Source organism: Flavobacterium sp. GNP010 (genome assembly GCF_056428945.1).
The window spans coordinates 123,214-139,822 of the sequence record NZ_JBWJVK010000004.1 but is presented as its reverse complement, the minus strand read 5'-3'; the positions used below and the strand labels follow the sequence as shown (position 1 = coordinate 139,822).

Below are 16,609 nucleotides of genomic sequence, written 5' to 3'. Positions count from 1 at the left end.
GGAGCGAGGAGTGAAAAGTGTGGAGTGACGAGTGAGAAGTTAAAAGTGAGAATAGTGAGGAGCGAGGAGTGAATAGTGTGGAGTGACGAGTGAGAAGTTAAAAGTGAGAATAGTGAGAATAGTGAGGAGCGAAAAGTGTGGAGTGACGAGTGAGAAGTTAAAAGTGAGAATAGTGAGAATAGTGAGAAGTGGAAGTGAGGAGTGAGAAGTGAAAAGTGAGAATAGTGAGGAGCGAGGAGTGGAAAGTGAGAATAGTGAAAAGTGGATAAATTAGATGAGATTTCAGTCTTACAGGTTGATGTTTTCATTAAAAAAATTAAAGTAATGAACCATAAAGATTTGGATGTTTGGAAAAAAAGTATGGACTTAGTTGAGGTTATTTACAAATTAACGCAACAGTTTCCAGATGCCGAAAAGTTTGGTTTAATAAGTCAAATGAGACGAGCAGCAGTTTCGATCCCTTCTAATTTGGCTGAAGGAGTTGCAAGAAAGGGAGATAAAGAATTAATTCATTTTCTTCACATAGCACTGGGATCTCTTTCGGAGGTAGAAACTCAATACTTGATTGCTGTAAGATTGAATTTTACAGAGAAAAATGACTCTATTGAGAACCTACTAACTGAGGTTAAAAAATTACTTTTAGGCTTTAGGAATTATATAGATAGTAAGAAGTAAGACGTGAGGAGTGAGGAGTGAGAAGAGTAGAGTGAGTAGTGAAAAGTGAGAAGTGTGAGTAGTGGAAAGTTAAAAGTGAAAAAAGTGAAAAGTGAGAAGTGTAGAGTGAGATAAAATATTCCTTTGCAAAACAAATAAAAAAGAAAATATCATATAGCTAAAAAACGAGTAAAATGAAGACGAATTGTGAATTGTAAGAAGTTATTCTCTATTCACAGTTGATTATTCACTTCTCACGAATTATGAAGGATATCATATTAAAAGCCGAAAACATTTCGAAACAATACCGCTTGGGCCAAGTGGGAACTGGCACGCTGAGTCATGACCTCAACCGCTGGTGGCATCAAGTACGCGGAAAAGAGAATCCATATTTAAAAATAGGCGATAACAATGATCGTGCTACAAAAGGCACAAGTGATTATGTATGGGCATTACAAGACATCAATTTTGAAGTAGAACGGGGTGAAGTTTTGGGTATTATTGGCAAAAACGGAGCGGGGAAGTCTACTTTACTCAAGATATTATCCAAAGTTACAGCACCTACAACCGGAAGCATAAAATCGAGAGGACGCATTGCTTCATTATTAGAGGTAGGGACAGGATTTAATGGCGAAATGACGGGTAGAGAAAACATCTTTTTGAACGGAGCTATACTTGGAATGACCAAAAAAGAAATAGCCTCTAAGCTGGACGAGATTATAGATTTCTCGGGTTGTGCCCGTTATATAGACACACCAGTAAAACGCTACAGCTCTGGAATGACGGTAAGATTGGCTTTTGCAGTAGCGGCATTTTTAGAGCCTGAAATACTAGTCATAGATGAGGTATTAGCTGTAGGTGATGCTGAGTTTCAGAAAAAAGCGATTGGTAAAATGCAAGATATTTCCAAAGGCGAAGGAAGAACGGTGCTGTTTGTGAGTCACAATATGGCGGCGGTGAAGAGCTTGTGTACTCGAGGAATTGTTTTAGAAAACGGGAAAGTGGTTTTTGAAGGGGGAATTGAGGAGAGTATTGAGAAATATCTTGAAGATAAAAATTCTACAGCTCATCGTACGTGGGATGCTTCTAGTTCTAATAAACCTAAAGGTAGTTTTATAGAATTAATTGAAGCAAAAGTTGTAAATAAAGATAATAAAGTAGCTGTAAGTCATAGTATTTTTGATGAAATTAAAATTGAATTCACATATGAAATTTTCAGAGAAGGTGAGTTTTTTACTCATGGATTTAATTTATTTAATGTTGAAAATGTCCATATTTTTAGTTCTCATGATAAAAACTCATCTACTTTAAAAGAATCATTACCAGTTGGTAAATTCATAAAATCTATTACGATACCTGGAAATTTGCTTGCAGAAGGGAGCTATTCGTGCAGTTTTGCAATTATGAGGTACAGTCCATTTCACATTGAATTTCATGAAATGAATGTGCTTGGATTTAATGTTATTGATGAGTTTGGTGATAAGTCGGTAAGAGGCAATTATTCTGGACACTACCCCGGATTGATTAGACCAGAGTTAGAATGGAAAAATTAAAAAGATGAAAAAAAAATGGTCAGGAGAAAGATTAGAAACCTTTATACTAAGTAGAGATACCATAGAGCATTTACACCGATATGCCATCGTTACTAATTATATTAAAGATAAAATAGTATTAGATATTGCAAGTGGTGAAGGATATGGAAGTAATATAATGAGTAACAAGGCAACTTTTGTATATGGTATAGATATAGATGACACGACTGTTCAAGAAGCAAAATTAAAGTACAAAAATGAAAATCTAGAATTTCTAACAGGAAGCACCAGTCATATTCCTATTGATGATAATACAATTGATGTAGTTGTAAGTTTTGAGACTATCGAACATCACGATGAGCATGATGAAATGATGAATGAAATAAAAAGAGTTTTAAAGCCCGATGGGTTATTGATTATTTCGACACCAGATAAATTATATTATTCTGACCAAAGAAATTTCAATAATCAATTCCATATTAAAGAGCTATACAAACAAGAATTTATTGACCTATTGTCTAAAAAATTTAATAAAATACAATTATTAACTCAAAAGTATTGTAATGGTAATTCCATTATACAAGATGAGAAATTCCAGAATGAGCTACAGATTTTTTCAGGTAATTATTCAGATGTTTCAGATTTACTTGTCGTCCCCTTGTATCTTATAGCAATAGTTTCAGATAATAATTTTAAAGAACAAATACAGTCAATTTTTGAAGGAAGTCAAATTATAGATGCTCAATTTAATATTACAATTAGTAATACAGTTAATAATACAGTCAATACAATCTATTCAAGTACTACTTATAAACTTGGGTATTTAATTTTATTTCCCTTTAAAATTTTGAAAAGGATATTCAAATAATGCTAGCAATTATCATTCAATGCTACAAGCTTAATTTTCTTGATGAAACTCTGAAATCATTAACTTAACAAACAAACTAGCGATTTTAAAGTCAACATTGGTGAGGATGATAGTGCAGAAGATCCAATTTATTTGTTAGGAATGTATAAAAGTAAGTTTTTTTAAAGCATCAATCCATTGATATTAAATAGTATAAAAAACATCAATGTATTGATGTTTTTGTATATTTTTGTTTAAAATAAAGGCTATGGAAAAATTAATAAGTCAGTTTTATGAAAAATATGCACGGGTACAAACGCATCACGTAAGAGATTTTATCCATTCAATTGATTGGGATAACCGTTTTATAGGCATAAAAGGGAGCCGTGGTGTGGGCAAGACTACGCTATTGTTGCAATACATTCGTCTCAATTTTGAACCTACTCACAAGGTTTTGTACGTTAGTTTAGACCATTTGTATTTTCTCGAAAACACACTGTATGATTTTGTAGATGATTTTTACAAAAAGGGAGGTTTATTTATTGCCATTGATGAGGTTCATAAATACCCCAACTGGGCTATAGAAGTTAAAAATATTTATGACGATATGCCTCACCTAAGATTGGTTTTTACGGGTTCATCCTTATTGCACATTCATCAAGCAAAGGCCGATTTGAGTAGGCGAGTAGTCATCTATACTATGCCAGGTTTGTCGTTAAGAGAATTTATTCAGTTTGAAACCCAAATTAAATTAGATAGTTATTCGCTTCAAGATATACTAGACAATCATATTACCATCGCCATGCAAATGGTTCAAAAAATAAAACCTTTACAGTATTTTGAGAATTATTTACTCTATGGTTATTATCCATTTTATATGGAAAATAAAAATTCATTTCATCAAAAATTGAGCGAAGTGATTCTCACGGTTCTGGAAGTCGATATTCCGCAATATGCTTCCATTCCAGTATCGAATGCTTTGCTACTAAAAAAATTATTGGCCGTAATAAGCGGTTCAGTCCCCTTTAAACCCAATATGAACTCTATTAGCGAGCGAACAGGAGTAAGTCTCAATACCATGAAAAATTATTTAAAATTGCTGAACGATGCGCAACTTTTGCAACTTTTGTATGTGGAAGAAAAAGGAATTAATAGTTTGGGTAAACCCGAAAAAATTTTTCTAAATAATCCTAATTTAATGCATAACATAAGTGCCAATGTTAATGTAGGGAACTTGCGAGAAACATTTTTCTTTAATCAAGTACAGCACAAGCATACTGTTTTTGCTTCGTCAACTGCAGATTTTAAGGTAAATGGTATTTATGAATTTGAATTAGGAGGCAAGAACAAGAAACAAAAGCAGATCGAGGGTTTGCCAAATTCTTTTGTTGTAAAAGATGGTATCGAAATAGGATCTAGTGCAACAATTCCGTTATGGTTGTTTGGTTTTTTATATTAGAAAATGATTTAATTTTAAACTAAATGCTCGCTATTATAATTCCTTATTTCAAGCATACTTTCTTTGAGGCTACTTTGGCTTCCTTGGCAGCACAAACGTGCCAAGATTTTAAGGTGTACATCGGAGATGATGCGAGTCCAGAAGATCCATCCAATTTAATAGAAAAGTATAAAGGACAGTTTGATTTTTCATATCACAGGTTCGAAGATAATTTAGGAGGAACTTCACTAACCAAACAATGGGAGAGATGTATAGCATTATCAGGTAATGAAGAGTGGTTGATGATTTTGGGGGATGATGATTATTTGGGAGAAAACGTTGTTGAATCTTGGTGTAAAAATTTTAATAAATTTTCGAATAATTCATACGTAATACGATTTGCAACAAAAATTAAAGATGAATCTTTAGGAGGAATATCGGCTATTTTTGAGTATCCTGTTTGGGAACTTGCCCCTCAATCGTATTGGAGAAAATATAGGAACTTGAGTAGAAGTTCCTTGTCAGAATATGTTTTTTCAAGATTTATGTATGAAGAACATAGATTTAAAGAATATCCTTTGGCATGGAATAGTGACGATACCGCATGGATTGATTTTTCTGGTGAAAAACCTATATTTACTATTAATGAAAGTATAGTTTATATTAGAATGTCTACTCTAAACATTTCAGGTAAAAGTGATAATTTGAAATTAAAAAATGAATCACAACTTTTGTTTTTCAAGTATATACTTTTTAAGAAGACTAGATTATTTAATACTGAGCAACTAAATAATTTTGCACGTACATATGAATTTGAAATTCTAAAAGAAAGAAATTTAAGTATTCGCGAGTGGATTTCACTACTAAACGTGACTATTATGTATTTAGGTTCTCAAAACACTATAAAGTTGGTAAAACGATTTTTAAAATCATTCTATTATTGATCCATGAATAACATCTCAATTTCAATAATCGTCCCTTGTTACAATCAAGCGCAGTATCTAGATGAGGCGTTGCAATCAGTATTAGATCAAACTTATACTAATTGGGAATGTATTATTGTTAATGATGGAAGTCCAGATGATACAAAACAAATAGCACAAAAATGGGTAGAAAAAGACTCAAGATTTAAATATATTTATAAAGAAAACGGTGGATTGAGTAGTGCGAGAAATGCAGGTTTAGTTCTTGCTGTGGGGGAGTTTGTTCAGTTTTTAGATTGTGATGATATCTTAGAAAAAGAAAAATTAAGATTTCAAGTGAAATTTATGTATCAAAATCCAGTTATTGATATTGCTGTTTCTGGCTACAGGTATTTTGATTCTGGTTCAAGAATATTAAAAATATTAGGAAGAGATAACTTTAAACATGAAGTTTTTTTGACAAGGTATGATAGTGATGTAAAAGAGGTTTTTAAATTGGGTAATCCAATGGTGATAAGTGCATCACTATATAAAAGAAACGTATTTGAAAAAGTTGGTTTTTTCGATATTAACTTAAAAGCTTTAGAGGATTGGGATTTTAATTTTAGATGTGCATTAAATAATTTAATATTTGAACACATAGGCTATCCTAAAGAAACTAAAACTCTAATCAGGTTGCATAATAAGAGTATGATGAGTGATGTTATAAAATTAAATAATCAGGTAAAATTTTTCAAAACACACATCGGGCAAAATGCTCTTTTTATTAAATATTTTGGAATTTGTAACGAAAACAGTTTTAAAAATAAACATATTCCAAATAAATCTTTAAAAAACAATTTTATACTTTTTATTCCTCCAATATTATTGAAGTTGTATAAATATGTCAAATAATATCAAACCCATAGCCATCTACTTACCCCAATTTCATCCCATTCCTGAAAATGATGAATGGTGGGGGAAAGGGTTTACAGAATGGACAAATGTTACTAAGGCAAGTCCTAGATTTAAGGGGCATTATCAACCACATTTACCTGCGGATTTGGGTTTTTACGATCTGCGAGTCGAAGAATCCCGTTTAGCACAAGAAAAATTGGCAAAAGAGTTCGGTATTTTTGGGTTTTGCTATTATCATTATTGGTTTAATGGTCGACGGATGTTGCATGAACCTTTGGATAGAAAAATGCGAAACCCAAAAGAAGACTTACCCTTTATGATGTGTTGGGCAAACGAAAATTGGACAAGAGCTTGGGATGGTGAAGAAAGGGAGGTTTTATTGAAACAAGAATATAGTTTTGATGATGATGAATCTCATTTTGAGTTTTTATGTGAAAACTATTTCAAGGATGAGCGATACATAAAACATGACGGTAAGCCTGTGTTTTTAGTATATCGACCAAAATTGTTCAATGATATTAAAAAAACAACTGAAATATGGAGAACTAAAGCCAGGCAAAAGGGAATTGGCGAGGTACATCTGGGGTATATGCAAAGTTGGGGTATAATTGATGATCCAATAGCAATGGGTTTTGATTTTGCTGTCGAATTTCAACCGCGTTTTCCAACAATTCCAGAAAAAAAAAGAACGATAACTCAAAGAATATTTAGAAAAATTAATGCGCAATTAGGTTTAAAAGAAAAAGTTATCTTAAAAGAAGAAGATAGAGTTTTTGATTATAGTGCGTTTGTTGATATCCAAATAAGTAAAGAATTTAAAAGTAATATTTGCCCTTCTATTGTACCAATGTGGGATAATAGTGCTAGGCGAAAGAGTAATGCCTTCATTTTTAAGGGTTCAACTCCAGCGATATATGGTAGTTGGTTGCAATATGTTTTAAAAAAATATCCTTGGCAACAAAATGCCGAGAAGTTTCTATTTATAAATGCTTGGAATGAATGGGCCGAAGGAAATCATTTAGAACCTTGCCAGAAATGGGGAACATCGTATTTGGAAATGACAAAAAACACTTTTAAAAATCATGAAAATGAACTCTAGGCAAATTCAATTTCTAGCCTATTATTTACCGCAATATCATCCTATTCCTGAAAACGATTTATGGTGGGGTAAAGGTTTTACAGAGTGGACAAATGTAACTAAAGCAAAACCACTTTTTAAAGGGCATTATCAACCTATTTTACCTGCAGATTTAGGATTTTATGATTTACGTTTGCCCGAAATTCAAGAGCAACAAGCACTGTTGGCTAAAGAATATGGTGTTGATGGATTTATTTATTATCAATATTGGTTTGGAAATGGGAAAATGCTGCTTGAAAAACCCGCAGAAGCCATGTTGCAAAATAAAAATATCGTATTGCCTTTTTGTTTTTGTTGGGCAAATGAAACATGGAAAGGAATTTGGCATGGTTTAGTTAATCCAGATACCTTAATAGAGCAAACGTATCAAGGGGAGCAAGATTACATACAGTATTTTAATTATTCACTTCCTTTTTTTCAAGATGAACGGTATATCAAGATTGATAATAAGCCTATGTTTCATGTGTATAGATTTGATGATATACCAAATCATGAAGCGTTTATAACTATTTTTAATGATTTAGCGACTGCTAATGGTTTTAATGGTATTCATTTTATAGCAACAATTTGTTCAGATATTGTTCTGAATAATAAATTTATTTACGGAAAAGTGGGTGTCGAAGTATTCCAAAAAATGAGATATAGCAAGGGATTTTTATTTGAAGATGTAAGGTATTTGGGATGGCTTGAAAGACAAATTAAAGTTAAACTTGGTTTTACGAATCAGATTGGTAAAAGATTGAAACCATTAATTTTTGATTATAAAAAAGCAGTATCACAATTTAATTTAACTTTTTTACATCAAAAATATATTCCCTGTGTTTTCCCCAACTGGGATAACTCAGCACGAAGTGGGAAGAAGTCATTAATTTTTGTAAATTCAAATCCAGACTCTTGGAAAATTCATTTGGAGAAAACAGTCAAAGAATTGTTTAAGAATCCAAAAAATCCTCAAATGATTATCATAAAATCTTGGAATGAATGGGCAGAGGGAAATCATTTGGAACCTGATATGAAATTTGGAATAAAATGGCTGGAGTCAGTTAGAAATGTCAAAGAGAATCTGTTAAAAAACACTTAGCGTGAAAAGTAATGTTGTAATATCAATAATTATTCCTTGTTTCAATGACTTTCAGTTTATTGAACAAGCTGTAAATTCTGCATTAAATCAAACGTATCCTCATAAAGAAATTATAGTCGTTGATGACGGTTCTAATATAGAAACTAAAGAAGTTTTAAAAAAAATTAAACCAAAGATAACAAAACTCATTACGCAAGAAAATCAAGGGCAAAGTAAAGCAAGAAATGTTGGTATTGAATTTTCAAAAGGTGATTTTATTTTATTATTGGATAGTGATGATTATTTTGAATCAACTTTTTGTGAGAAGGCAATTTCATTTTTTTTAAAAGATGATGGGGTAAAAATAGTAAGCTGTTTTGCGAATTTACTTTTGGAAAACGGTAATTATTCTGTTTATGAACCACAAGGAGGTAAAATTTCTGATTTTTTGTATTCCAATAATGCGTTGGGAACATCATTGTTCAAAAAAGTGGATTGGTTAAATTGTGGTGGCTATGACGAAGGGATGAGAAAAGGATTTGAAGATTGGGAATTTTTTATAAGGTTATTAAAAAATGGGGGTTATGCAAAAATAGTTCAAGAACCGCTTTACAATTATAGAAAAAGAACAGATACTACTACCGAAGTGGCTAATAAAAATAAATATGAGTTGCTACATTATATCTATACTAAACATAAGGATTTAAATATTATATATTATGATGTTTTTATAAATGATATGTTGTCTAGAATCAAAAGGGAAGAAAATGAAAAATTGAAAAATTTGCAAAGAATTGAGTTTAGGATAGGTAAAATAATATTAAAACCAATTCGGTTTATTAAATCTATATTTAATTAAATGAAACCTATAGTAACCATAATCATGGCAACTTTTAATAGAAGCCATTTTATATTGGAGACTTTGCTGTCAATTCAAAATCAAACTTATTCAGAATTTGAATGTTTAATCATTGATGACGGAGGAACGGACAATACCTTAGAGGTTATTACACCAATCTTAAATAAAGATTTACGATTTAAATTTTTAAAACGTACAGATAATTATAAAAAAGGTTTACCGGGGTGCAGGAATTATGGCATTGATTTAGCACAGGGTGATTATATCATATTTTTTGATGATGATGATATTGTGCATCCTCAAAATTTAGAATTATGTGTAAAAGAATTAGAACAAGAAAAATTCTTATTTTGTAGATATGAAAGAGCAGTTTTTTTTAATGATTTTGATTATAGTTTTGATTATTCTAAAATGTACTCATCATTTGAAATTACAAAAAATGATATTGAAAAGTTATTAAATCATGAACTTCCGTTTAATTCCTGCGTAGTAATGTGGAAGAGAGGATGTTTTGACCAAAATCGCTTTGTAGAACATTTAATGTATGCTGAAGAATGGGAATTATATTCGAGAATTTTATCTTATGGAGCTAAAGGAATTTCAATTAACAAATTTTTATTTTATGGAAGAAAACATCCTAATTCCAACACCGGAGAGTTTTTTCAAAATAATCCTGTTAGAAGAAGTTCACAAGCAGATGCTGTTGTTTTAGTTATTCAAAATCTTAAAGAAAAACAATTACTTACAACTTCATTAATTCAATATCTTATAACTTTTTCTATTGGTTTTAAAGAGTATAATTTATTTAATCGAATTTTAAAGATTTTAGATATAGGATTACTGGGAAGATTAAAGTGGAAACTTTTTTATATGTCATATCCATTACGTTTACCAATATATAAAGTGAAGAAAAAAATAAAAAGAATTAAGAAATGAAAATCCTCCTTTGTTTTGGTACACGCCCAGAGGCTATCAAAATGGCACCACTTTATCATGAACTTACGCAAAGTAATTTTGGTGTAAAAGTATGTGTGACAGCGCAACACCGAGAAATGCTGGATCAAGTATTGGATTTTTTTGAGATTGTTCCAGATTATGATCTCAATTTAATGCAAGCTAATCAAACTTTGAATGGTTTAAGTGCTAAGATTCTTTCTAGAATGGATAAGGTTTTAGTTACAGAAAAACCAGATTTGGTTTTGGTACATGGGGATACAACTACATCATCTTTGGTGGCTTTAGCAGCATTTCATTTGGGTATAAAAGTAGGACATATAGAGGCTGGGTTGCGAACGTACAATAAACGGGCACCATTTCCCGAGGAAATCAATCGTCAAATAACCAGTAGGATTGTCGATATGCATTTTACGCCCACAAAACAAGCAACACAAAATTTATTGAACGAAGGAATCTCTCCACATAGTATTCTTGAAACTGGAAATACGGTAATCGACGCATTGTTTTGGACTATTAGTAAAATAGAAAAAAAGGGTTATGCGCACCACGAAATTGACAACTTAAAAAATATAATCCCAGTTGGAAAAAAAATAATTTTGGTTACGGGACATAGAAGAGAGAATTTTGGAGAAGGAATGCAGAACCTTTGTGAAGCACTTTTTAAAATTTCTGAACGTGACGATGTCACTATTGTATATCCGGTACATTTGAATCCCAATGTAATGGATGTTGTATATGAATTATTGGCGAACAGGAAAAACATTCAACTTATTGAGCCAGTCCCTTACCCCGCTTTTGTTTGGTTAATGCAAAAATCTTTTTTAATAGTTACAGATTCAGGAGGTATTCAAGAGGAAGCACCTTCATTAGGAAAACCAGTTGTAGTAACCAGAACCGTTTCAGAAAGACCAGAAGGAGTTGCTGCTGGATTTTCAACTTTGGTAGGAACGGATAAAAATAAAATCATAAATGCTATAGAGGATATTTTAGAAAATTTTAAAGGTTTTGAAAAACCAGTAAATCCCTATGGTAATGGAGAGGCTTCTCGAAAAATAAATGATTATTTATTAACCACAAACTAAAATGAAAATACTCGTTATAGTAGATTCTATAGATATTGAAGATAGTAGCGGATCTAAAGCCAATGTGGCTTTGATAACTAATCTAAACGAAGCTGGTTTTGAGATTGTGGTCTATCACTATACTTTAAAAAATATTACTTTAAAAAATATAAATACTGTTGCTATTCCTGAAATAAAATCAAGCTTTTATTATTTTATTAGTAGGTTTCTAAGAGTTGTAAATAGAAAATTTAAAGTTAATTTGACCCATTTTTTTGAAAAGAGATTTGGATTTTCCTTTAATTTTTTTAATGATACACAAAGCATTAGCAAAGCTTTAAAAAAACAATCATTTAATCCCGATTTAGTTCTTACTTTGAGTAAAGGAGCAAGTTTTCGGCCTCATTATGCGATGCTTAAATTAACTCATCTACATGATAAATGGATGGCATATATTCATGATCCATTTCCATTTCATTATTACCCAAGACCTTATAATTGGGTTGAGCCAGGATATGATAGAAAAGAATTTTTTTTCCGTGAGTTATCACAAAAAGCAAAGTATACTGCTTTCCCTAGTCAATTATTAAAGGAATGGATGAGCAGTTATTTTCCTAACTTTGCTAACACAGGCCTTATTATCCCGCATCAAAATTCAAAACACGAAGTCCAGAATGCAAGTTTTCCATCCTATTTTGATGATTCGAAATTTAATTTGTTGCATGCAGGAAATTTAATGAAACAAAGATCTCCTGAGGGTTTAATAAACGGATTTAAAATGTTTTTGAATAAAAATCCAGCTGCAAAATCAGATTCAAGATTACTTTTATTGGGGAATGCTTCTTATCATAGTGCAATGTTAGAAGAATATAAAAAAAATAGTCCTGAAATATATATCTATAATGGTAATAGCCATTTTGACGAAGTGTATCATTTACAAAAAAATGCTTCAGTTAATATCATTTTAGAAGCCAAATCAGAGATTAGCCCCTTCTTACCAGCTAAATTTCCACATTGTATTGAAGCAAATAAAATTATTTTGATATTGTCTCCATATTTTAGCGAGACAAGAAGGTTATTAGGAAATGATTATCCTTTTTGGGGTGAAGTCGATGATGTAGAGAGAATTGCTATCATTATTGAAAATTTATATCAATTGTGGAAACAAAACCCGAATAATTTACTGTTGAATAGACCTGATTTAATCGATTATGTATCGGATACGTATTTAAAATCTGTTATAGATAACTTGACTGAAAAATCATCAAATTAATGCAAGATTCAAGTTTCACTATACTCATTACCACTAAAAATCGTTTGCTTGATTTAAAATATACTTTACTAAAAATTCAAAATCTATTAGACAGAAGTAATGTAGAATGTATTATTTGCGATGATGGATCATCAGATGAAACCATTTCTTTTTTGCAAAATAATTATCCAAATATTCAGTTAATACGGAATCCAATTAGTAAAGGATTAATTTACAGTAGGAACAAATTATTGAGTTTGGTAAGAACTCAATTTGCTATTTCTATTGATGATGATTTACATTTTATAACCAAAGAGCCTTTGGAATTGATTGCTCATCATTTTGAAAAAAATGTAAACTGTGGGTTAATTGGGTTTCGAATTTTTTGGGATTTAGAAGCACCAAATTCTACAGTTTCAAAAGAAATTCCAGTTATGATGCAGAGTTTTGCCGGAGGAGCACACGTATGGAGAATGTCGGCTTGGAATTCAATTGCAAATTATCCAGAGTGGTTTGTTTTTTATGGTGAAGAGGACTTTGCAAGTTATCATTTATTTAAAAAAAATATCGAAATTCACTACCTACCAAGTGTTCTAGTTCATCATCGGGTCGATGTAAAATCCCGTAAAAAAGCGAGCGATTACCGGTTGAGGTTAAGACGGTCTTTGCGATCGGGATGGTATTTGTATATTATGTTTTACCCTCTGAAAACTATTCCAAGATTGTTTTTTTACTCGCTGTGGATACAAATTAGGAACAAAGTTTTAAAGGGAGATCTAATGGCAAGCATTGCAATAGTGCAAGCTATAGGAGATGTGATCATTCATATTCCAAAACTTTTTAAAAATTCAAACCGACTGCTTCACAATGAACTAAAAGCTTATCGAAAGTTGCCGGACACAAAAATATATTGGTCGCCAGAAAAATAACTACATTTTACTAAACAAATATCATGAAAACCATAGCCATAATTCCAGCTCGTGGCGGATCTAAAAGATTGCTTAATAAAAATAGGCTCTTGCTTGGCGATTATCCGTTATTGGTACACAGTATTTTATATGCACAAGCCAATAGCGACATTATTGATGCGGTTTATGTCTCAACGGATGATTCAACAATCAAAACAATTGCTCTGGCTTTTGGAGCCGAAGTGATTGATCGACCAGCCTTACTTTCGAGAGATCTAGAACCAACCCTTACTACTTTGCAACACGTACTGGAATCGATTCATGATGCAGTTGAAAATGTAATAGTATTGCAACCCACTAATCCGTTGCGCCCACCAAATTTGTTAAAAGAGTGCTTTGTGAAATTCCAAAATGAAAAAGTCGATAGTTTGTTTACCGTTACTCAAAACCATCATAAATTTGGAGAAATTAAATCTGGGATCTTTATTCCGTTCAATTACGAAATAGGTCAACGCAGCCAAGATCTAAAGTCGCTTTATTTTGAGAATGGCTTGCTTTATATTACAAAAGCTGCACTGATTTTGGAAAATAGTATCATCTCAGAAAAAGCTTTTCCATACATTGTAAATCATATTTTTGCCCAAGTTGATATTGACACACAAGAAGATTTCGATTACGCTGAATATTTAATAAAAAAAGTGTCTCGACAGCGCTCGACCTGATAAATCTTAAATAATTGTAATCTCGAGTAAAGTTGAGATAAATAACTCCTAACGGGTATTATGAATCCATATATAGAAATTGCTGGCAGAAAAATAGGGCAAGATTTCCCGCCTTTAGTTATTGCCGAAATAGGGATTAACCATGAAGGCTCTTTACAAATTGCTAAACAAATGGTCGATGCTGCAAAGAGAGCAGGAGCAGAAATTGTGAAACACCAAACGCATATCGTTGCAGATGAAATGAGCGGTGCGGCCAAAAAAGTAATTCCAGGTAATGCAAGCGTATCTATTTATGAAATTATGGAACGCTGTTCATTGAATGAAAGTGACGAGTTGGAATTGAAAAATTATGTTGAAAGCAAGGGAATGATTTTTATATCAACGCCCTTCTCTCGTGCTGCAGCCGAAAGGTTGAAAAAAATGGATCTTCATGCCTACAAAATAGGTTCTGGCGAGTGCAATAATTACCCACTTTTGGAGCACATTGCTACTTATGGAAAACCAGTAATTCTAAGCACTGGAATGAATACAATTGAAAGTGTTCAAAAAGCGGTTGCTATTTTTGACAAACACAAGATTCCAGTTGCACTTTTACATACGACTAATTTATACCCCACACCCATTCATTTAGTACGTTATGGAGCTATGACGCAATTGCACGAAGCTTTTCCTGACAAGGTTTTTGGACTTTCTGATCATACCTTGAACAACAATGCGTGTTTGGGAGCAGTCGCATTAGGTGCGAGTATTTTAGAACGTCATTTTACAGATCACATGCAACGCACTGGACCAGATATTGTGTGTAGTATGGATGAAAAAACGGCCTCTGAATTGATTCTTTCTTCCAATGAAATATGGCAAATGCGCGGCGGGACTAAGGAACCAGCCCAAGAAGAACAAGTTACAATAAACTTTGCTTTTGCAACGGTTTGCACTATTGCTACAATAAAGAAAGGGGAAGTACTGACCAAAGAAAATATTTGGGTAAAACGTCCAGGAACAGGGAAAATTTTAGCAGCACATTTTAATGAAGTATTGGGGAAAATCGCCAGCCGACAGATAGAGAATGATGAACAGTTGACATGGGACGATATAGTTTAGGTATTATTAGTACACCGTCTCGACTGCACTCGACGTGACAAGTATATTTGAAATAAATGATGTCATATAAAATATGTCAAATCGAGTACAGTCGAGATTGGCTGTGATTCAATAAGATTAAAATTTTAAAATGAAAAAAGTAGTTTTCTTAACGGGAACAAGAGCTGATTTTGGTAAAATAAAATCACTCATTTCGATATTAGATAATGATCTAGAATTTGAAGTATTTGTTTTTGTTACAGGCATGCATTTGCAAGCGGTATATGGATTAACGCTGATTGAAATTGAACGCTGTAATTTTACCAACGTGCATACGTTTGAAAATAGTACTCACGAAACCACCATGGATTTGACTTTGGCTAAAACCATTGAAGGATTGTCTAGCTATTGCAAAAAGGTAAATCCTGATTTAATTGTAGTTCATGGAGATCGAGTAGAAACTTTAGCAGGCGCTATTGTGGGTTCACTCAACAATATTCTAGTCGCTCATATAGAAGGTGGCGAACTCTCGGGAACAGTAGACGAGTTAATTCGGCATAGTGTTTCTAAACTCAGTCACATTCATTTTGTTTCAAACGATGACGCTGCTAGGCGCTTAAAACAAATGGGAGAAATAGAATCTTCAATACATACTATTGGCTCTCCCGATATTGATATTATGTTTTCCGATGACTTACCAAATATTGACGACGTAAAAAAATATTACGAAATTCCTTTTGAGAATTTTGCTATTGTAATGTTTCATCCTGTGACAACCGAAGCTATTGCGATGAAAGCCTACGTTCAAAATTTTGTAGCTGCCTTACAAACCGATGTCCATAATTATATCGTTATTTATCCCAACAACGATTTAGGAAGCCAATGTATAATTGATGAATATCAAAAATTAAAAGGCAATGTTAGATTTCGTATTATTCCATCCCTTCGATTTGAATATTTTTTAACCTTATTAAAAAACGCACAATTTATAATAGGGAACAGTAGTGCCGGAATTAGGGAAGCACCGTATTACGGAATCCCGATTATAAACATTGGCACGCGCCAACAAAATAGAGTGCTAAATTCGGATATTATAAATGTGGATTATGATACAAACACTATTAAACAAGCTTTAAAAAGTGTAGTTTCACATAAAGTTAGTACTGATACAGGTCATTTTGGAGCAGGAAATAGTGCTCAATTATTTGTAAAAACCCTTCAGAAGAGTAGTTTTTGGGAGATCAATCATCAGAAACAGTTCAAAGACAATTTTTAATATTT

The 16,609-nt window shown here is 32.4% G+C and carries 16 protein-coding genes; all 16 read left to right on the top strand.

What is annotated here, in order from left to right:
* Positions 1 to 324 precede the first annotated feature (324 nt).
* The 16 genes from AC061C_RS02750 (at position 325) to neuC (ending at position 16,604) form a co-directional block, all read left to right on the top strand.
* Positions 325 to 675, top strand: a complete 351-nt coding sequence (locus AC061C_RS02750) for a four helix bundle protein (protein WP_478289928.1) — start codon at positions 325 to 327, stop codon at positions 673 to 675.
* Between the two features lie 242 nt (positions 676 to 917).
* Positions 918 to 2,207 carry an ABC transporter ATP-binding protein gene (locus tag AC061C_RS02745; RefSeq protein ID WP_478289927.1) on the top strand — a complete coding sequence of 430 codons (1,290 nt, stop codon included), beginning with the start codon at positions 918 to 920 and terminating at the stop codon, positions 2,205 to 2,207.
* A 4-nt stretch (positions 2,208 to 2,211) separates the two neighbouring features.
* Entirely contained in the window at positions 2,212 to 3,054 is an 843-nt protein-coding gene (locus tag AC061C_RS02740) for a class I SAM-dependent methyltransferase (RefSeq protein ID WP_478289926.1), read from the top strand.
* 247 nt (positions 3,055 to 3,301) lie between these two features.
* Positions 3,302 to 4,492: an ATP-binding protein gene (locus AC061C_RS02735; RefSeq protein ID WP_478289925.1), complete on the top strand. Its 1,191-nt coding sequence runs from the start codon at positions 3,302 to 3,304 to the stop codon at positions 4,490 to 4,492.
* Between the two features lie 23 nt (positions 4,493 to 4,515).
* Positions 4,516 to 5,415: a glycosyltransferase family 2 protein gene (locus tag AC061C_RS02730; RefSeq protein WP_478289924.1), complete on the top strand. Its 900-nt coding sequence runs from the start codon at positions 4,516 to 4,518 to the stop codon at positions 5,413 to 5,415.
* Positions 5,416 to 5,418: 3 nt separating this feature from the next.
* Positions 5,419 to 6,288: a glycosyltransferase family 2 protein gene (locus tag AC061C_RS02725; RefSeq protein ID WP_478289923.1), complete on the top strand. Its 870-nt coding sequence runs from the start codon at positions 5,419 to 5,421 to the stop codon at positions 6,286 to 6,288.
* Entirely contained in the window at positions 6,278 to 7,390 is a 1,113-nt protein-coding gene (locus AC061C_RS02720; protein WP_478289922.1) for a glycosyltransferase WbsX family protein, read from the top strand. The genes AC061C_RS02725 and AC061C_RS02720 overlap by 11 nt, the downstream gene beginning before the upstream one ends.
* Entirely contained in the window at positions 7,374 to 8,510 is a 1,137-nt protein-coding gene (locus tag AC061C_RS02715) for a glycosyltransferase WbsX family protein (RefSeq protein WP_478289921.1), read from the top strand. The genes AC061C_RS02720 and AC061C_RS02715 overlap by 17 nt, the downstream gene beginning before the upstream one ends.
* 1 nt (position 8,511) lies before the next feature.
* On the top strand, positions 8,512 to 9,348 hold the full coding sequence (locus tag AC061C_RS02710) for a glycosyltransferase (RefSeq protein WP_478289920.1): 837 nt from the start codon (positions 8,512 to 8,514) through the stop codon (positions 9,346 to 9,348).
* The gene (locus AC061C_RS02705) at positions 9,349 to 10,284 is read left to right on the top strand and encodes a glycosyltransferase family 2 protein (RefSeq protein ID WP_478289919.1); all 936 of its coding nucleotides are present in this window, start codon (positions 9,349 to 9,351) and stop codon (positions 10,282 to 10,284) included. It abuts the gene before it with no gap.
* Positions 10,281 to 11,387: a non-hydrolyzing UDP-N-acetylglucosamine 2-epimerase gene (gene wecB / locus AC061C_RS02700; protein WP_478289918.1), complete on the top strand. Its 1,107-nt coding sequence runs from the start codon at positions 10,281 to 10,283 to the stop codon at positions 11,385 to 11,387. Before AC061C_RS02705 ends, wecB begins: the two co-directional genes overlap by 4 nt.
* 1 nt (position 11,388) lies before the next feature.
* Entirely contained in the window at positions 11,389 to 12,639 is a 1,251-nt protein-coding gene (locus AC061C_RS02695; protein ID WP_478289917.1) for a glycosyltransferase family protein, read from the top strand.
* On the top strand, positions 12,639 to 13,547 hold the full coding sequence (locus AC061C_RS02690; protein ID WP_478289916.1) for a glycosyltransferase family 2 protein: 909 nt from the start codon (positions 12,639 to 12,641) through the stop codon (positions 13,545 to 13,547). Before AC061C_RS02695 ends, AC061C_RS02690 begins: the two co-directional genes overlap by 1 nt.
* A 23-nt stretch (positions 13,548 to 13,570) precedes the next feature.
* Complete coding sequence (locus tag AC061C_RS02685; protein ID WP_478289915.1) at positions 13,571 to 14,248, top strand: acylneuraminate cytidylyltransferase family protein; 678 nt, start codon at positions 13,571 to 13,573, stop codon at positions 14,246 to 14,248.
* A gap of 60 nt (positions 14,249 to 14,308) precedes the next feature.
* Positions 14,309 to 15,349 carry an N-acetylneuraminate synthase family protein gene (locus tag AC061C_RS02680; RefSeq protein ID WP_478289914.1) on the top strand — a complete coding sequence of 347 codons (1,041 nt, stop codon included), beginning with the start codon at positions 14,309 to 14,311 and terminating at the stop codon, positions 15,347 to 15,349.
* Positions 15,350 to 15,479: 130 nt separating this feature from the next.
* Positions 15,480 to 16,604, top strand: coding sequence for a UDP-N-acetylglucosamine 2-epimerase (neuC, locus tag AC061C_RS02675; protein WP_478289913.1), 1,125 nt, complete (start codon positions 15,480 to 15,482; stop codon positions 16,602 to 16,604).
* Positions 16,605 to 16,609 lie beyond the last annotated feature (5 nt).